The organism is Parasutterella sp. St.1A3, assembly GCF_059728705.1.
In genome coordinates this window covers 993056-1010303 of the sequence record NZ_BAAGFK010000001.1, presented here as the reverse complement: position 1 = coordinate 1010303, position 17248 = coordinate 993056, and the positions used below count along the sequence as shown (strand labels likewise).

Below are 17248 nucleotides of genomic sequence, written 5' to 3'. Positions count from 1 at the left end.
CGCCGCTCGCAATTATGAGAACAATCCCGAGGATGAAATCTGCTCAAAATGCATAAAACTCGACGCCGCCATCGTCGGACTCTGCTAATTTATGCGGATATCTTTTTAGGAGTCAAATAGCAATATGAGCATGTTTGAATTAAGCTCCTGGACTTTCAGCCAGGAAGAGCAGTTTAGCTTCGTCACAATTACCGGTGAGGATGCAGAAACATTTCTTCAGGGAATGCTGACTCAGGACGTTAAAAAGCTTCCTGAAAACCGTGCGGCTTGGGCTGCAGCCTGCAACCATCAGGGTCGTGTCGCCGCTTCCTCTTTAATCTTCCGTATTCCCAACGGTTTCGGAATGCTTCTGCCGCTTTCAATCGCGCAGGCTGAAGTGGATCGCCTGAACAAATTCGTACTGAGAAGCAAAGTTGAACTCTCGCTTCGTCCGGACGCCATCACGTACTTCTGCTCTCCGGATGCCAAGGCTGTAGATATTCCCTGCCCGGCTCTTCCGCGCAACCCGATGGACGTCTATGTCGGTCAGTCCGTCATCACAGTTCGTCTGCCGAGCAATGACGCTCAGGGCATGCACGGTAAGTTCATCGCTATCGGACAGATTCCCGACAACATGATGGGCTCTTACAATGCTAAGAACCGCCTTGCCCGCTCTCTCATGGAAGAAGGCATCGCGCTGATTGAAAAACCGGAAAGCCTTGAGTGGCTGCCGCAGGCTCTGAATTTAGACCTGATCGGCGCAATCGCCGCCAATAAGGGCTGCTACACCGGCCAGGAAATCGTCTCTAAGACTCAGAATCTCGGCAAAGTAAAACGCCGTATGTTCCTTGGCATCTGCAAAGAAGTTGAAAATCCGGACGCCGGCAAGGAAATCTTTGTTGAAAACGAGCCGATGGGTAGAATTATCCAGAGCGACGGAGAACACTTCCTCTTTGTTCTTAATTACGAATACATGGACTCAGAACTCTTCCTTGAAAGCAAGCCGGTTAAAATCCTGCCGCTTCCTTATGAAGTCACAGTTCCGAGCAGCGTACTCGCATAATTCACGCCAATACGCGCATAAACGGGCTTATCGCCGCCTGCATTCGTCAGGCGGGCCGAAAGCCCGTTTTTCTGTGCGTAATTAGATAAAACCTCAGAGCAGGCAAAGCCTGAGGCTATACTTGGCAAAACGGAATACAGACAAAATGACGATCAGCAGCGCGACCAAAAGAAACTGGCAGAAACTTGCCCCGAATCTCGGAGACAAGCTTAAGTCGCGTGCCAATAAAAGCCGATCTCAAAAAACTTTTATCCCGCTTGAGCGGATTCAAAACAAGGATTCGGTTCCGTTCATTGAATCTCTTTTTGCGCTGCGGGAGCGCTTTTCTATTGCGCAGATCATGCACGCTCTGTGCTTGAACGCCATTGATAAGTCCCGAGCAAAGGAGCCTCTTGCGCGTCGGTTTCTGGATGAATATCCGCGCGTCAGTGATCTGACCATCGTTTTGCCGGATAACTTTGACAAGGAATCGGACCTTCTCGGGACCATCTATCAGTCGCTTTTAAGTGAAGGAGACAAAAACATCCGCGGTTCTTACTACACAACGCAAAAGACCGCTCGTTTGATGCTTCAGGAACTTGATATCTCAAGCGGAGAGAAATTTCTTGATCCCTGCTGCGGAAGCGGAATTTTTCTTTTGGAAGCCGCTCGGCTCGGCTGCAGCGTTGTCGGAAACGACATTGACCCGATCGCGGTAATGATTGCAAAAGCCAACCTCATTGCGCAGAACCCTGAGGCGCTTCACTATCCCGACGTCCGACTTCTCAATTTTCTCAACCCTGAGGAAAGAAAACAGATTGAAGACATCGGTCCTTTTGACGCTTCCGCCTCTAATCCGCCATGGGGCGGCGAAGCGAGAACCGTTTTTAATGAAACAGCCTCCGAATTTTTCTTTGCGGCTTTTGATCTGCTTAAAAAAGGCGGAAAGCAGAACTTTTTGCTCCCTTCTTCCCTGCTCAACGTCGCCAAACATCGACGTTTCCGCGAATCAGCCCTCAAAGAAGGCCGAATTCTTCAAATTCGAGTCTTTTCTGAGCGCTTTACCAGCGTTCAGACAAATTTTGTCTCCTTTCTTTATCAAAAATCCGCGCCCGCTGAGCCTGTTCGCTTTGTCCGCTCGGACGGTAAAACGACAGATATTCCGCTGCATTCGTTTGAGCTCACCGCTCATAAAACCTTTCTGCCCGTCTCGCGCGAAGCGCTTGAACTTTTAAATCAGGTAAAGAAAAAAGGCACACTCAGTTTAGTGAACAGCCGCTGGGGTTTGGGAATCGTCACAGGGAACAATCAGACGTGTCTGAAGACAGAACAAACCGATGAGCTTGAACCGATTTATACAGGCAAAGAAATTCAGCCCTATCGTCTATCCGCACCAAAGCGGTTTATTCGGTTTACGCCGCAGAACTTTCAGCAGTGCGCTCCTGAAGCGCTTTTCAGAACGTCTCCGAAACTTCTGTACAAATTCATCGGCTCCAAGCTGGTTTTTGCCATTGATAACGAGCGCAGTCTTGCGCTCAACAGTGCCAATATCCTAATTCCGGACGTTGAAGGCCTAAGCATTTACTCCGTCATGGGACTGCTCAACAGTCCGCTCTTTAACGCGCTGCACCGAATGCTTTTTAAAGAGATCAAAATTCTTAAAGGCAACCTCTGTCAGCTTCCGCTGCCCAGACTCTCTCCCGAAGAAGACACCGCTTTGACAGAAGCGGTCAAGGCCGCTATAGAGAACCCCGACAGAGAAGATACTGTAAACCGCCTGATTGAAGACCTGTACGAACTTACACCGCAGCAAAGGCTGCTTATCCAAAGCATTTTCCAAGACAATCTCTGGAACCCCGGCAATCGTCAAGCACTTTAGGGTAGAGTTTTTCTCTAGTCTTGCGAAGCAAGACTCCTCTCCATAGCTTTTCGATTATCTAGGTATCTTGTTCAAGGTTAAATGAGTCTGCTGCAGCATACAGAAGAGGCCAATCTACCAATCTCTTCTGGCTGTTTCAAGAATCTCATTTGATTCTATTTGCCTACCATGAACTTCAAGATCAGTCCGCCCGTGCCCCTTAAAATTAGATGGCTGTAAACTTCCGGGCTGTTGAGCGGGCCTTTCGGCTTTCTCATGCTTAGTTGTAGACGATTGTGCTCGAACTGTAAGTTAAATCTCTAGATCCCTTTGGGCAATGAAGATTTCGCAACCCCTGCTATTTTCGGGTTGTATGGTTTATTACTGATAAGAACAGCTCTAACAATCCGTAAAAGCTTTGCAGCAACGGCGCATACAAGCTTTCCCCACGGCATTTTCTCTTTTTGTTTCTTTAGAATCCACTTCGTTAATTACTTGGACCCCAATGTTCCTTTGGTAGCCATAATGACTACACACCCAGCGCCTTGCACCATTAGGGATCTCATTGTTTTGTCTCCTCGATGGGTAATTTTCCTTTCTTCTCGTTGTGCCCCGTAGCAATGCTTCTCGGTACCAAGCCATAATAGGCAGGAAAATCTTTAGGAGTTTTGAATCTCCTGATATCTCCGATGGTTGCACGCAGTCTGCAGCTGCAGATCGGTCCTAGCCCTGGAATCGTTTGAATTAGTTGGCAGACTTTATCGTTTTTTGCTAACTCCTCCAGAGTTTTAGTGATTTTATTTAAGACCTTTTGAGTTGTTTGAGCGTGTGTGACCATGTCAACAAGTCCCGCTCTCAGCTCTTCTGGAAATGCCGCATAACTCTCGATCAGGTCTATCAGTCGAGCTTTGCCGCTCATCCCTTTCGATATATTCAGTCCCCAGGCTTGACAAATCCCTTTTAAAGACACAATGGTCTGTCTATATTGCTTGATATATTGTTCCCGCAGCGTTGTTAAGCTCGCGTACTTTTGTTGCTCCGGATCTTTGGCTTTGATCGTTCTCAGTTGTGTATCTTTGGCTAGAAAAGCCAGTGCTTGAGCATCATTTAAATCAGTTTTTTGACTTGAAAAATGAGATTCAATGTAATCCCCGCTGATAATCAGGCAACGATGTCCTCAAGCCTCTAACTTTTGGACTAAATAATTCATTTCAGTGCACGGCTCCATGGCGAATATCGTAGGGCTTAGCTCTTGTGCGCTCTTCTCAAGCTCCGGATAGTCAAGGCGATCAATACCGATCACTTCACCATCTGTTGTTAACAGAACGGCACTGACACAATTCTTGGCCAAATCAATACCAATGACTTCATATTCGAGGTCGGAGTCGATCGTTTTTGCGAGTATCTTACTAACTGACATGGAATCACCTTTAATGAGAAAGTTATCACTTCCATTTTGCTCCCTCGATCTCATTGGGAGCAAAGGGGTTCCATGTCATTAAAATTAAGGAAGGCGCGAACTTTAGTCGAAGCCTTCCTTAATCGGAGGATAACTTTTTATTTTTTAAACGTGACCGACTGCGGTCCGAGCCATTCGTAATGGCGCTTGATTCCGTCGGCGCAGGCCGTGCAGCCGCCGCACTTGGTTCCGTCCATGTCAACAATAGCCATTAGGCCCTTCTCGACCCAGCGTCGCGCCATCGGTTCAATCGCGGATTCTTCAATCCGAAAATGAAGCGAGATTTCGCGCTCAGAAACAATGCGTCTGGCCTGAACGTATTCTTTAAGTTCGGTCAAAGTCATAAGTTAATCTCCGCGGCCCTTGATTCTGAGTCCGACGATAAAAGCCAGAATCGCGGCTGCCGACAAAGCAATACAGGTTCCTGAGAACACCGGATGAGCGCTGAAGCGGCCGATCTGATACACGATCGTTGAGACGCCGTAGCCGACCACAAGCGTCCAACCTGCAGCAAACGCGGTCCAGCCGCTTCCCACTTCGCGGTACATCGCACCGATTGAAGCACAGCAAGGGATATAGAGAAGCACCATCAGCAAATAGCTGAAAGCGCCAAGCTCACCGTCAAAGAGTGTCTTCATCGCGCGGAACGTACCGCTGCCGACTTCCTGCAGCGCCGCCTGCTCATCAACGTCCGTCAGATCCTTCTCTACGTTTGTGCCAAGCGGATCGATAAACATGGTGCCAATTTCAGAGAGATTCTCGCCGACCGAATCAACCGCGCGTTTTGCTTCAGCGGCAAGACTGAAGGGCTCGTCCTCGTCGTCATTGGCTTTCTCGTCGGCGCCGGCCATTTTGTCGCCCATGCCCGAGTACAGAGAATCAAGCGTTCCGACAACGGCTTCTTTTGCAAGAATGCCCGTAAAGACACCTACGGCGGCAGGCCAGTTCTCCTGAGAAAGTCCCATCGGTTCAAAAGCCGGAACGATCGTCTTTCCGATCTGAGAGAGGACAGATTTGTCGGTATCTTCGTTGCCGAACGAGCCGTCCGTTCCGAGAGAATTCAAAAACGCGAGTACCGCGACGATAATGACGATCAGCTGACCGGCTTTGAGGATAAAGCTCTTTAAGCGGTCCCAGGTACGCAGCGCAAGGTTCTTGATCGTCGGCATGTGATACGGCGGAATTTCCATCACAAAGGCGCCCGCTTCGTCGCGAAGCGCGGTGCGTTTCAGGATGAATCCCGTGATGATGGCGACCAAAATACCGATGAGATAAAGCGAGAACACCAGATTTTGTCCGCCAAGCGGCCAGAAGGTGGTCGCAAACAGCACATAAACCGGAAGACGAGCGCCGCAGCTCATAAAAGGCGCCATCATGACGGTCGTGATGCGATCGGACTTCTTTTCCATGGTACGCGCGGCCATGATCGCCGGAACACCGCAGCCGAAGCCGACAATGAGCGGCACAAAGGATTTACCGGGCAGTCCCAGAAAGCGCATCATTCGGTCCATCACAAAGGCCGCACGCGCCATATAGCCCGAATCTTCCAAGAATGAAAGCGAAAGAAAGAGGCAGGCGATCACAGGAATGAAGGTCGAAACCGTCTGGATACCGCCGCCGATGCCGTCGGCTAAAATCGTTTTAAGCCATTCGTGCGTTCCCCAGCTTGTGAGCAGATTGCCAAATCCCTGAACAAAGATCGCTCCGAACAAAATATCAAAGAAATCGATAAAAGCGGAACCGATGTTAATCGAGAAGACAAACATCAGGTACATGATCAGCAGAAAAATCGGAATGCCGAGCCAGCGGTTCAGAACAATCTTATCGATTTTGTCGGTTGTGCTCTGCGTGACTTCGCCGTTGCGCGTCAGGCAGGCTTCGGTAACCTTTGATACGAACTGATAACGCACATCAGCCATTTCAATATCGAGGTTTCCCTCATAAGCCTTATCCGTCTCATCGATAATCTGATTGATTTCTGTGAGATCAACGCCCTTGAGGTAGGTATCCATCGCGGCGTCGCCTTCAAGCAGCTGTTCCGCAGTCCAGGCGCCCCGCTCCACGCCCTGCTTTTCCAGAAGCGCTGCGATTTTGTCTCGGGCTTTTTCGATTTTGTCGCTGAATCGGATGGGATTCGGCGGCACTTTAAGATTATTGAGCTCGGAATCAATCATGGCGCACAGCTCTTTTAAGCCGCGCTCTTTAGCTGCCACGATACCGATGACGGGGCAGCCGAGCTGATCACGAAGCTTCTTCGGATCAATACTGAGCTGATGCTTCTCAGCCATGTCAAGCATATTGAGCACCACAATCATCGGTACCTGCATCTCAATGAGCTGAGTCGTCAGATACAGGTTGCGCTCCAAATTGCTCGCATCCACGATATTGACGATAAGTTCGGCTTCGTCCTGAAGGATGTAGTCGCGCGCGACGCGCTCGTCCTCGCTCGAAGCCGAACTCGGCTGAAGGGAGTAGATACCGGGAAGATCAACGATTTTGACCTGACGATCCTTGTAGGTGAACTCTCCGACGATCTGTTCGACCGTTACGCCGGGCCAGTTGCCGACCGTCTGATGTGATCCTGTCAGTCCGTTAAATAGAGTCGTCTTGCCGCAGTTCGGGTTGCCGACCACAGCGATAATATTCTTCTTCATTGCACTAATTAATCGAGCGGTTTAACGTCCAAGATTTCAATCTCTCCCTTTCTCACGCTGATGAAAGAGCCGCGAAGTTTGATTTCCACCGGATCTCCCAAAGGCGCAACCCGCGCGACTTCAAACTTGGTGCCGGGAAGCGCGCCAAGAGCAAGAAGACGCCTGCGATATTCAATTTGTCCGGGCCTGAACTGAACGATAATTCCTTTTTCGCCCGGTTTCATATCTTTTAAAAGCATTGATATTTATTCCTTCAGATAAACCTGCATGTGCTTTGCGGTGTTGGTTCCGATCGCGATATGCGCGTCATTGATTGCGACAACGATCGGTCCGGAAGACGTTACATTCAGGACGATCAGCGGAAGATCTAAAAAAACACCGACATCGGTCAGTTTTTTTACATCCTGCGTCTCTAAACCGCCCCAACCCACCAGAACACACGTCGCGCCCTGAGGTACATCTAAAAGGGTCACAATTTTCTTATCTTTCTGTGCCATACATCGTATCCGTTACATTGCAATAAAAAGAACAGTAATAGGAACCATTCTCATTTTAGAACTGCAATTATCGCACTTATTTTGCGCCCTGCCCGTTTTACGCTTATTGGATTAGTTATGTCACTAATAGCCTAACGGCAAGATTTGCGAGACACTTTCCTAATGTTCAAATCTATCTTACTGCTGCTGTCTTTCTTCTTTTGTCTGACAACCGCGGCGCAGCCCGGCAGCGCTCAGGAAATCAGAATCGGACTGATTGACACTTTTGATCCGGATTTCTATCTCGGAACTTTTGTTCCGACGATGGAGCATCTGCAGCACACGCTCAAAGACAACAAGATCAGTGTGGTGGAGATTGATCCGCATTCTCTTCTCTCTGATATTGAAGAAAAGAAACCGCACTTTCTGCTCTCCTCCGCGGGCAGTTTTGTGACGCTGATCAACAGCAAAGGCGCGCAGCAGATCGCGACCGTTCGAAGATCGCACGCGCTGAGCGCGGACGAAGCGGTTTCCTCGGTTTTTATAACCCGTAAGGACAGAACCGACATCCGCTCGATTGAGGATTTGAAAGACAAGGTTGTGACCGCGACCGACTCCAAGGATTTTGACGGCTATCTGCTTGCGCTCGGGGAAGTCGCCAAACGCGGATTCAATCCGGATTCCTTCTTTAAGCGCACGCTTTTTACGAATTATCAGTATCCGGACGTATCGACCTACATCAAAGTTGGAGAAGCGGATGCGGGCATTCTCGGGCCGTGTCAGCTTGAAGATCTTGTGCGGGACGGCATCGTTAAAGCGGATGAATTTCGGGTGCTCGATCCGAAGCGCGGTCCGGGCCGCTGTCTGCGATCGACAGAAATGTACCCGGACGCGGTGTTCTTTTCCTTAGACGGCGCGCCCTCCGGCGCGGTCAAAGCCGTGACGCTCTCTCTTCTTTCCATGCCTAAGCGCGACGGCGGCTTCGAATGGGTCCCCGCGGGCGGTTTCTTAAAAGTCTTTGATCTCATGAAAGACTTAAAACTCGGTCCGTACGCGCATCTGCGCGAGACCACCGTCAAGGCTTTTGTGATGGAGTACCGCACTGAATTTGCTCTTGCTGCGGCACTGCTGTTTGCGCTGATTATTCATATTATTCGCGTCAATGTGCTGGTGAACCGAAGAACCAACGAGCTTCGATTTGCGCTTGCCGCGCAGCGCGCTACGGAGAGAAGAGCGCAGAGAAACCGAGAAAAACTCGATCGCCTCGAAAAAAGCCGCGTTATCTCTCAGATGAGTTCTATTTTCGCGCATGAAGTCAAACAGCCGATCACCAATATGATTTATTACTCGAGCGGGCTCAAGCTTCTGCTCTCGCAGCTCGGCATTAAGGACAGTCGAGTCAGTCACGCGCTCGAGCAGCTTTGCGTGCAGGCAAGACGAACGAGCGACATTGTCGAACACGTGAGATCGTACGCCAAACACACCGCGAACCGCTCGGGCTCGTTCGAACTCACTGAAATCGTCGAGCGAGCGGTATCGAGCATCCGAAACGACGAACGCCACGAAGCAGACATCCGAGTCGAGATGCCCCGCAGCTGTGAAGCCCGAGGCGACAGCTTTGAGATCGAACTCGTTATTCTGAATCTTCTTAAAAACGCTGTGAAAGCGGCTGAATCGGAGAATCAGCCTCAGGTTGAGGTCTTGTGGAGGATCAGAGGAATCGCTGGCTCGTTACCGTCTCCGACAACGGGCCGGAAATTTCCGATGAGCGCTTCGCTAAGCTTGGCAAACCGACAAAAAGCGATAAACAGGAAGGTTTAGGCATCGGGTTGTCCATCGCGGTCGAGATCATTGAGAATCACGGCGCGCACCTTAATTTCCAAAAACGTACTCCTCACGGACTGATTGTGAGCTTTAACCTCAACAAACCGGAGACCGAATTATGAAACTTCTCACGCCGATCATCCGGATCGTCGATGACGATAAGACGGTGAGCGACTCGCTCAGCTTCTTTCTGAACCTGGCGGGTCTTCAGACAAGATCATTTTCAAGCGCGGAAGATTTTCTGCGCAGCGACGATCCGGAGCGTCTGGGCTGTCTGATTCTCGACGTTCGCATGGAGGGCATGACCGGAATCGAGCTGCAGGCCGAATTAAAGCGCGTGGGCTCAGATCTGCCGATTATCTTTCTCTCCGCGCACGGCGATATTGAAATGGCGGTCAGCTGTGTGGAAAACGGCGCCTTTAATTTTCTGGTCAAACCGCCGGATCCGGACAAACTTTTAGATTTGGTCAGCAAGGCGGTTGCCAAAAACAAACAGGTCCGCAGAGAAAAAGCCTACGCGGAAAGTCTTCGTGAGCAGTTTGAGACTTTAACCGCCGCGGAAAAGAAGGTTTCCTATCAAATCGCTAAAGGACTTCCGAACAGTCGGATCGCTGAGATTCTGGAAATTTCCGAGCGCACGGTGCAGTCTCACCGCGCAAATATTTTTGCCAAACTGGACTTGGAAAACCCGGTTGAGCTCAATGAATTTTTAAGAGAGATGCAAAACTCATGAAGCGCAGATCCTTTATCTCTCTGGCGTCTCTTGCGCTGCCAAGCGCTGTGCTTGCCGCTCAGAAAACCATCAGCTGCCGTGTACTGGTTGTCGGCGCGGGCGGAGCGGGTCTTTGCGCCGCGCTTGAAGCATCAAGCCGCGTCAGGGACGTGATTCTGATCGACAAAGAATCCTTTATCGGCGGAGACACGCTGATCTCGGGCGGATACTTCAACGCGCCGGATCCGGAACTGCAGAAAAAGTACGGAATTGCCGACAGCAAAGAGCTTTTCTATCAGCATATTCTGGAGTCCGCGAACGGAAAAGGCAATCCAAAAGCACAGGCTCGTCTTGCCGAATTTGCCTACCCGACGCTTGAGTGGCTCAAAGAACTCGGTGTGGTTTTTGAAGATCAGATTTATCAAATTTACGGATCCTACTATCGAAGGTGCCATAAGCCGATCCTTGCCGTCGGCAAAGCCTACGTCCAGAAACTTTCAGAAGCCTGCTTAAAAAACGGCGTGCAGATTCTTACCTCCACTCGTTTTGTAGCTTTTGAAAAAGATGCGGACGGCGGCTTTACGGTCCAAGCCGTATCCGGAACCGATGTGATCGAAATTCGATGCCGCGCGCTCGTTCTCGCCGCCGGCGGATTCGGCGCAAACCCTCGCCTTTTAAAGCGCTATGTTCCGGATCTGAATTTTTATTATTCCGACTCGAAAGGAATGGGAGAGGTTCTGGAAAGCGCCATGAAGTCCGGTGTTAAAACCGAAAACATGGACTTTATCGAATGTGTGCCGGAAGGCTCCTACCTCAACAAGTATTCGGCGAGAATCTACGTGCTCGTGCACGGCATGATCTTTATCAACGAAGACGGACATCGTTTTGCCAATGAAGGCGCGACTCGCAAAGAGCTCAGCTCCGCACTCATCGGTCAGGGTAAAAAGAAGTGCTTTACGATCGTGGACAACGCGAATTTAAATCTTCTGGACAAGCTTCAGAAAAAGCATCTTTATCAGGCCTATTTTGCCGGTCAGGTATGGAAAGCGGACAGTATTGAAGCGCTCTGCGAAGAAATCAATGTGCCGTCCGAGGCGGTTAAGCGCTCTCTCGAAGAAGTTCCCGCTCAGAACCGTCCCAAGGTCGGCCCCTTCTGGGCGGTCGGCATGTACCCGTGGGTGCATTACACACTCGGCGGCATTGCAATTGATGAAGAAGCCCGTGCTCTGGACAACGACAGTCGGCCGATTGCAGGACTCTACGCTGCGGGTCAGATTACCGGCAGCGTTCACGGACAAAACCGGCTCGGAGGCAACGGACTAACAGACGCCTTTGTGTTCGGGCGAATCGCCGGCATCAACGCCGCGAAGTATGCGAAATAAATCATTAGCAAAAATTTAACTTAAAGTCAAGCGTTGATTTACGGATGATGTGCGTGTAACATTTTTTAGCATATCGATCATGTTCAGCACGTTTGCTGATCCATCTACCAAGGAGAACAATCAATATGCAGACATCTCGCCGTTCTATTCTCAAAGGCAGCTTACTTGCCACCATGGCCACAGGTTTTGCTTCCGCCTCCCTGACCGCCAATGCGGCCGAAAAGACAGCCGCTCCTCAGAAGACTTATGACCTCGTCATCTGCGGTCTGGGTATCGGCGGTATCGTTACCGCAATCCGCGCCGCTCAGGACGGTCTCAAACCCGTGATTCTTGAAAAAATGGGTTCTGCCGCCGGCAACACGGTTTACTCCGCAGGCTTCATGCTTGGCGTCAACACCAAGATGCAGCAGGCTAAAGGTCTTCAGACCGGCGACACCGTAGAAAAATTCTACGAAGATATGATGAAAGTTTCTCAGGGCAGAGGCGATCCCGCTCTGACACGCCTTGTCGCTGAAAAGGCTGACGAAACACTCAACTGACTGCATGACTACGTCGGCGTCCAGTACAACGTCGGCGCCAAACTCGTTTGGCCGATGCTGCAGCGCGCCCACCTCACCACAGGCGAACAGAAACCGGGCGGAAAACAGCTGATGACTTATCTGCTGAACAAAGCCAAAGAACTGAACATCCCGATCGTTTACAACGCCAAAGTTGTCGCGCTTTTGGACAACCCGAAGAACGGCGATGTGATCGGCGCCCGCGTTAAGACCCGCAAAGGCTTTGAAGAATACCTCGGCAAGCTCGGCGTTGTCATGGCGACCGGCGGCTTCTCTGCCAACAAGATGATGCTCACCATGATGTCCGGCGTTCCCGCAGCCAACATGCCGGTTCGCGGCTCCAACACCGTCACAGGCGAAAGCATTCTTCTTACCGGCCCCTACTTCCCGAAAGTCGTCAATGTTGATCAGTACCACTGCGGCCCGATACACGGACCCACAGGCGCCAACCCGCTTAACATTGTCAACACCGGTATCGCGGTTTCCAAACAGACTCAGCGCTACACCGACGAAGGCAAGACATACGTTCAGATGGCCCGCGACACCGCCGCTCTGACAAAAGACAACTGGGGCTACATGATTGTTGACGAAGACACACACAATCTTCCGATGCTGAAGAACGACTGGTTCTCTTATGAATCCAAGAAAGCTCCGGTCTACAAAGCCGACACTATTGAAGGTCTTGCTAAAGAAGCCGGTCTGGATCCGGTCGAACTGAAGAAAATTGTTGACGAATACAACGCAGCGCTTCAGAACGGGAAACTCGGTGAACTGACTCCGCCGAACACCCACAAGAATCCTCGTCCGATTCTCAAGGCTCCGTTCTACGCCGTTCCGTTCCAGGGCGGTATGACAGCCACATTCGGCGGCCCGCTCATCAACACCAAGGGCCAGGTCCTTGACACCGAAGGTCGTCCGATCAAGGGTCTGTACGCTGTAGGCAACGCTGCCGGCGGTCTCTTCTATGACAACTACGTCGGCGGTGCTCAGCTGACTTCCGCTTCTGTTATCGGTATGGCGATTGCCGATCACATGAAAGCTTTGATGCAGTAAGGAGCTGAGTAATGAAGATCGGATTAGCTGCGGCACTCGCTGCCTCCCTTCTCCTCGTATTCAGTTCCGGCGCCAGCGCTCAGATGACTCTGAAAGGCAAGCATAAGGAAATGAATATGCAGTGCGACACCTGTCACGGACAGACTCGTCCGAGAGAAATGCCTGAAGATGCTGTCTGTCTGCAGTGCCACGGAAGCAGAGACGCGGTCAAACAAAGAACCGCGAAGCTTAACCCGAACCCGCACTACGGACACGATGAATCGATTTCATGCAATGACTGCCATAAGCAGCATGAACCTTCGGTTCTGACATGCGATCAGTGCCACAAGTTCGGATATAAGACGCCGTAACCGGCCCGTTCGAAAAGAGCCTCGTTTCCGCAAAGAAACGAGGCTCTGTTTTTATGCAGCGACTGTATTATTTCTTCTGTGCTGCCTGAGCTTTCTTCTGATCGCCCGCAAGTACGAACGTCATATCTTCGGGCTTAATGTATTTACGAAGCGCCGCGTTGACCTGCTCAGTGGTCAGATTCTTAATCGCCTCGGCGCGCGCCTTGGAGAAACTCCAGTCACGGTTAAGACTCATCTTGTCATTCCAAGAGCTTGCGACGATGGGGTCCTGAGAGCGGGCGACATCCATCGACTGCAGCAGACCCTTCTTCGCTTCGCGCACCTCGTCATCGGTAAAGCCGTCTTTAACCGCTTTAGCAATCACGTCCTTGGCGCTGGCTTCGGCCTTCAGAAGGTTCTGAGGCGCGACAATCGCTCTGAAAATAAAGCTCGCCTGATCGCCCTTGCCGGGGATCTTCACGCCGGAACCGGCACCGTAAGAAAGACCTTCCTTCTGACGCAGACGATCAATTAAGCGGTTGGAAAGACCTGTACCGCCGCCGAGAATCCAATTGGCTACCTGAAGCGCCGGCGCATCCGGGTTGGTGTCATTCATGGAGAAATCCGAACGCGCGATAATCGTCGCGTTTTCTTTTTCCGGAGTATCGATCACGATGCGTTCGGCCTTAACCGGTTTGTATTCCTTGTAAATTTCTGCGTACGGGGCGCTCGAAACGTACTTGGCATAATCTTCGCGAATCAGCTTTTCAACGGCTTTAGCGTCGAAATCTCCGACAATACTGATTTCTCCGCGTGCGGTTCCGTAGAACTGGCTGTGGAAGTTCTTCAGATCCTTGTCTTCCGTTTTATTAAGCTCTTCGAGCGCTTCCGCAATAGAAGGCTCGTAACGGACGTCTCCCTTCGGATATGTGTTGAAGTGCTGATCGATCGCGTTCTTTGCGAGCATGTCGGGCTTGTCGCGCATGCTTTCAAGCATCACAATCATCTGCTTCTTCAGCTGTTTGAATTCATCTTCCGGGAAGGAAGAGTCTTTATAGAGACTAAATACGAGTTCAAGCGCTTTGGGCAGATTTTCTCGCGTGGTCACAAAACCCGAGGGACCGCCCTGGACTTTCAGTTCGGTAAGTTTGTCGTCAATATCCTGACGAGTCAGCTTATCGGTACCGCGAGTCAGCATTGAAGCGGTCATCTGTTTCGCAGCGGACCGGCCGAAGAGGCTCTTGGCGTCGCCGTAGCGGAAATTCATCATAACCGTCACGGTTTCTCCTCTGTTCTTCTTCGGAAGCAGAGCGATCTTCAGATTGCCGACGTCAATACGGGTGGTTCTCGCGTTCAGGTTATCGAAAGAAGAATCAAAGGCTTCCGCACTCTGAGCTTCTGCTTTGGGCTTATAGGTCGCGAGTACTTCTTCTGCACTAGGCGCGGCGGTAATTTCCGCGCGTTTAGGCTCATCATCCGGAATGAACATACCGACGACCCGGTTATCCCGCACAAAATACTTCTTCGCCGCTTCATCAGCTTCTTTGCCGGTAACGTTTTTCATCTGATCGCGGCCGTAGAAGAAGAGTCTCCAGTCGCCAAGCGCGATGTATTCGGAGAGTCCGACACCGAACCCTTCCGGATCGGAGAAAGCTCTTTCGAACTGTGTTTCGGCCTGAGCCTTCACACGGTTGAGTTCTTTTTCCGTAACCGGCGCCTTCGTTAAGGAGGTTTCGATCGTTTCGATCAGTTTGTCCTTAACTTTTTCCAAGCTTTCGCCTTTCTTCACAGTTGCGCCGAAGACGACAAAACCGGGCTGCTTCGCACCGATCGCATAGCCGAAAACACTGGTCGCCAGACCTGTTTTGACCAGTGCTTCATAAAGACGGCCGGAAGGAGTATCGGCGAGCACATCGGTTGCGGTTTCGGTGCCCGGAAAATCCTGATGCAGCGCGCTCGGAATGCGATATCCGACCGCAACGAGCTGAGACTCGCCTCTTCTGCGGATTTCAAAGACTCTCTCGCCGTCCGCTGTCGGCTCTACCGTCCATTCTTCAGGCAGCGCTTCTTTCGGATTTTCGATATTGCCGAAATCTTTAGCGATCATCGCGAGCGTTTTCGTGACGTCAAACTTGCCGCTGACCGTGAGCACGGCGTTATCGGGACGATAGTAGCGATGATAGAAGTTTTGAAGGTTTTCGATCCTGACGTGTTCGATATCGCTTCTGTTGCCGATAGTGCTCTTGCCGTAGTTGTGCCAGTCGTACATCATGGACTGAAGACGTTTAAAGAGCACGCTCGAAGGAGAGTTTTCTCCCATTTCGTATTCATTTCGAACCACGCTCATTTCGCTGTCCAAGTCCTTTTTCGCGATGAAAGAATTGCGCATAGCGTCAGCGCTCCAGGCCAGAGCGAAAGCGAGATTGTCTTCATTAGCAGTAAAGGACACGAAATAATTGGTACGGTCAAGCCAAGTGGATCCGTTCATACGGAAACCGCGGTTTGTGAACTCTTTAGTGGGATCCGGATAATTCTTGCTTCCCTTAAAAATAAGGTGTTCAAGAAGATGCGCCATACCGGTTTCGCCGTAATTTTCCTGTCTGGAGCCGACGAGGTACGTCATATTTACGGTTGCGGTCGCTTTAGAGTCGTCCGGGAAGAGAACGACGCGAAGGCCGTTGGCTAAACGATACTCAGTGATTCCTTCAACGGTGGGGCCCTGAGTTACGCCGGCAGGCAAAGATGCAGACTGCGCGGCCGGCTGAGGCGCCGGGGTCGGTTGTGCTTGTACATTCATCATAGTTAGAGCTCCTGCGACGCAAGCCGCAAGCGCAAGTTTCTTTGTAATTTTCATCTAAATCTAATTGAACGAAAGGTTCTTAACTTAACCGGGAAAGGATATACCGTATGGCTTAACAAAACTTAAAGAAATCCCTGATCGGGATAAAAAAGATTTTTCCGTTTGTAATCAATTCTCGTCATCAATAACGAGAAACCGATAAGCCCTCATCAGGCAGACGCTTATTTATTAAATAAACCTCTGTCGATCGTTCAAAAAAAACATCTGCCGATCGATGAGGCGATCAATCGGCAGACGCTTGTTCTGATCAGAAAATCAGAAAATAAAGCAGCCTGTACTGATTAAATTTATTTTTCGGCCTTTTGGTCTTTCAGCTCCTTTTCAAGATGATCCGCGCAGGTAAAAGCCGAAACCAATGCCCATGTTGTCCGCAGCGGACCTGCACTGTTTTGAGAGGAGTATCCGCCCACGATATTTCCGACCGCGTACAAACCTTGAATCGGCGCGCCTTTCTTATTCAGGACCTGCATTAGCGGATTGACTCTGAGACGGCCGAGCGTAGACGCGAATCGGGGTTTCTGTTCCAGAAGATAAACCTTCCCTTCTTTGACAAAATGCTCAAGCTCTTCTCGGTTGAAAGCCTGATCCCTTTCCTCTCTAACGTCGTAGTTCCAAGCATCAATGGCTTCGGAAAGATTTTCGAGCGGCATGCCGGTCTTGTCGGCAAGTTCCTGAAGATTCTCCGCCTTCACTAAAACCGGTTCTCCGTCGTTCATAATTTCATCCCACTTTTCTGTGTCTTCCGGCTCTTTGATCAGATGATCTCTAAATGCCTTCTGCTTAAATACGTTCCATGAATGTTCATCGAACAGAACATAGAATTTTTTGCCGCGCTTCTGAAGCATCTGAGCGGTCAGTTCTCATTGATAAATCTCTTCCTTTCGTGATTTACAAAGAGCGCGCCGCCTTTGGGTGTTGCGACACCAACCGGAGCGGTGGCGACTAACGGAACGCCTTTGGCAATTTCAACCGCATTCGGGAAAAGCTTGTAATCATGCTCATTGATAAGAGAAGCGCCGTGCTTGAGCGCGATCTGCATCCCTATCCGTCCTCTTCCTTCGTG

Annotated in this window: 16 protein-coding genes and 1 pseudogene; 8 read left to right on the top strand and 9 right to left on the bottom strand. The window is 50.5% G+C overall.

What is annotated here, in order from left to right; translation table 11 throughout:
• Positions 1-124: 124 nt before the first annotated feature.
• Complete coding sequence (gene ygfZ / locus AC6I1F_RS04790) at positions 125-1042, top strand: CAF17-like 4Fe-4S cluster assembly/insertion protein YgfZ (RefSeq protein ID WP_160335335.1); 918 nt, start codon at positions 125-127, stop codon at positions 1040-1042.
• A 145-nt stretch (positions 1043-1187) separates the two neighbouring features.
• Positions 1188-2900 (top strand): TaqI-like C-terminal specificity domain-containing protein, encoded by a 1713-nt coding sequence (locus AC6I1F_RS04785; RefSeq protein ID WP_160335334.1) that lies wholly within the window; start codon positions 1188-1190, stop codon positions 2898-2900.
• 541 nt (positions 2901-3441) lie between these two features.
• Here AC6I1F_RS04785 and AC6I1F_RS04780 read toward each other — a convergent pair.
• The 6 genes from AC6I1F_RS04780 to AC6I1F_RS04755 form a co-directional block, all read right to left on the bottom strand.
• Positions 3442-3798, bottom strand: coding sequence for a transposase (locus AC6I1F_RS04780; RefSeq protein ID WP_160335333.1), 357 nt, complete (start codon positions 3796-3798; stop codon positions 3442-3444).
• Between the two features lie 258 nt (positions 3799-4056).
• Positions 4057-4299 carry a hypothetical protein gene (locus AC6I1F_RS04775; RefSeq protein WP_290432666.1) on the bottom strand — a complete coding sequence of 81 codons (243 nt, stop codon included), beginning with the start codon at positions 4297-4299 and terminating at the stop codon, positions 4057-4059.
• 137 nt (positions 4300-4436) lie between these two features.
• The gene (locus tag AC6I1F_RS04770) at positions 4437-4682 is read right to left on the bottom strand and encodes a FeoC-like transcriptional regulator (protein WP_160335331.1); all 246 of its coding nucleotides are present in this window, start codon (positions 4680-4682) and stop codon (positions 4437-4439) included.
• A gap of 3 nt (positions 4683-4685) precedes the next feature.
• Positions 4686-6992, bottom strand: a complete 2307-nt coding sequence (gene feoB, locus AC6I1F_RS04765) for a Fe(2+) transporter permease subunit FeoB (RefSeq protein ID WP_160335330.1) — start codon at positions 6990-6992, stop codon at positions 4686-4688.
• 8 nt (positions 6993-7000) lie between these two features.
• Positions 7001-7231: a FeoA family protein gene (locus AC6I1F_RS04760; RefSeq protein ID WP_160335329.1), complete on the bottom strand. Its 231-nt coding sequence runs from the start codon at positions 7229-7231 to the stop codon at positions 7001-7003.
• A 6-nt stretch (positions 7232-7237) separates the two neighbouring features.
• Positions 7238-7489, bottom strand: coding sequence for a FeoA family protein (locus tag AC6I1F_RS04755; protein WP_160335328.1), 252 nt, complete (start codon positions 7487-7489; stop codon positions 7238-7240).
• 162 nt (positions 7490-7651) lie between these two features.
• Between AC6I1F_RS04755 and AC6I1F_RS04750 the strand changes: the two genes are divergently transcribed.
• The 6 genes and pseudogenes from AC6I1F_RS04750 to AC6I1F_RS04725 all read left to right on the top strand — a co-directional run bounded on the left by AC6I1F_RS04750 (position 7652) and on the right by AC6I1F_RS04725 (position 13346).
• Complete coding sequence (locus tag AC6I1F_RS04750) at positions 7652-9289, top strand: sensor histidine kinase (protein ID WP_290432665.1); 1638 nt, start codon at positions 7652-7654, stop codon at positions 9287-9289.
• The gene (locus AC6I1F_RS04745) at positions 9172-9414 is read left to right on the top strand and encodes an ATP-binding protein (protein ID WP_290432664.1); all 243 of its coding nucleotides are present in this window, start codon (positions 9172-9174) and stop codon (positions 9412-9414) included. Before AC6I1F_RS04750 ends, AC6I1F_RS04745 begins: the two co-directional genes overlap by 118 nt.
• On the top strand, positions 9411-10025 hold the full coding sequence (locus AC6I1F_RS04740; protein WP_160335326.1) for a response regulator transcription factor: 615 nt from the start codon (positions 9411-9413) through the stop codon (positions 10023-10025). The genes AC6I1F_RS04745 and AC6I1F_RS04740 overlap by 4 nt, the downstream gene beginning before the upstream one ends.
• Complete coding sequence (locus tag AC6I1F_RS04735; RefSeq protein WP_160335325.1) at positions 10022-11386, top strand: FAD-dependent oxidoreductase; 1365 nt, start codon at positions 10022-10024, stop codon at positions 11384-11386. The genes AC6I1F_RS04740 and AC6I1F_RS04735 overlap by 4 nt, the downstream gene beginning before the upstream one ends.
• A 125-nt stretch (positions 11387-11511) precedes the next feature.
• Positions 11512-12996: pseudogene (locus AC6I1F_RS04730) on the top strand (FAD-dependent oxidoreductase).
• 11 nt (positions 12997-13007) lie between these two features.
• Positions 13008-13346, top strand: a complete 339-nt coding sequence (locus tag AC6I1F_RS04725; RefSeq protein ID WP_160335323.1) for a cytochrome c3 family protein — start codon at positions 13008-13010, stop codon at positions 13344-13346.
• A 67-nt stretch (positions 13347-13413) separates the two neighbouring features.
• Here the strand turns inward: AC6I1F_RS04725 and AC6I1F_RS04720 are convergent, their stop codons facing one another.
• The 3 genes from AC6I1F_RS04720 to AC6I1F_RS04710 all read right to left on the bottom strand — a co-directional run bounded on the left by AC6I1F_RS04720 (position 13414) and on the right by AC6I1F_RS04710 (position 17224).
• Positions 13414-16125 (bottom strand): M16 family metallopeptidase, encoded by a 2712-nt coding sequence (locus tag AC6I1F_RS04720; protein WP_237178754.1) that lies wholly within the window; start codon positions 16123-16125, stop codon positions 13414-13416.
• 347 nt (positions 16126-16472) lie between these two features.
• Positions 16473-17030, bottom strand: a complete 558-nt coding sequence (locus tag AC6I1F_RS04715) for an FAD-binding protein (protein WP_290432663.1) — start codon at positions 17028-17030, stop codon at positions 16473-16475.
• Positions 17031-17038: 8 nt separating this feature from the next.
• On the bottom strand, positions 17039-17224 hold the full coding sequence (locus AC6I1F_RS04710; RefSeq protein ID WP_160335320.1) for a hypothetical protein: 186 nt from the start codon (positions 17222-17224) through the stop codon (positions 17039-17041).
• Between the last annotated feature and the right edge of the window lie 24 nt (positions 17225-17248).

Bases quoted from the DNA above. Each gene is read 5' to 3' on its own strand.
- ygfZ (WP_160335335.1), top strand. From the start codon at position 125: ATGAGCATGTTTGAATTAAGCTCCTGGACTTTCAGCCAGGAAGAGCAG.
- AC6I1F_RS04785 (WP_160335334.1), top strand. From the start codon at position 1,188: ATGACGATCAGCAGCGCGACCAAAAGAAACTGGCAGAAACTTGCCCCG.
- AC6I1F_RS04780 (WP_160335333.1), bottom strand. From the start codon at position 3,798: ATGAGCGGCAAAGCTCGACTGATAGACCTGATCGAGAGTTATGCGGCA.
- AC6I1F_RS04775 (WP_290432666.1), bottom strand. From the start codon at position 4,299: ATGTCAGTTAGTAAGATACTCGCAAAAACGATCGACTCCGACCTCGAA.
- AC6I1F_RS04770 (WP_160335331.1), bottom strand. From the start codon at position 4,682: ATGACTTTGACCGAACTTAAAGAATACGTTCAGGCCAGACGCATTGTT.
- feoB (WP_160335330.1), bottom strand. From the start codon at position 6,992: ATGAAGAAGAATATTATCGCTGTGGTCGGCAACCCGAACTGCGGCAAG.
- AC6I1F_RS04760 (WP_160335329.1), bottom strand. From the start codon at position 7,231: ATGCTTTTAAAAGATATGAAACCGGGCGAAAAAGGAATTATCGTTCAG.
- AC6I1F_RS04755 (WP_160335328.1), bottom strand. From the start codon at position 7,489: ATGGCACAGAAAGATAAGAAAATTGTGACCCTTTTAGATGTACCTCAG.
- AC6I1F_RS04750 (WP_290432665.1), top strand. From the start codon at position 7,652: ATGTTCAAATCTATCTTACTGCTGCTGTCTTTCTTCTTTTGTCTGACA.
- AC6I1F_RS04740 (WP_160335326.1), top strand. From the start codon at position 9,411: ATGAAACTTCTCACGCCGATCATCCGGATCGTCGATGACGATAAGACG.
- AC6I1F_RS04735 (WP_160335325.1), top strand. From the start codon at position 10,022: ATGAAGCGCAGATCCTTTATCTCTCTGGCGTCTCTTGCGCTGCCAAGC.
- AC6I1F_RS04725 (WP_160335323.1), top strand. From the start codon at position 13,008: ATGAAGATCGGATTAGCTGCGGCACTCGCTGCCTCCCTTCTCCTCGTA.
- AC6I1F_RS04720 (WP_237178754.1), bottom strand. From the start codon at position 16,125: ATGATGAATGTACAAGCACAACCGACCCCGGCGCCTCAGCCGGCCGCG.
- AC6I1F_RS04715 (WP_290432663.1), bottom strand. From the start codon at position 17,030: ATGCTTCAGAAGCGCGGCAAAAAATTCTATGTTCTGTTCGATGAACAT.
- AC6I1F_RS04710 (WP_160335320.1), bottom strand. From the start codon at position 17,224: ATGCAGATCGCGCTCAAGCACGGCGCTTCTCTTATCAATGAGCATGAT.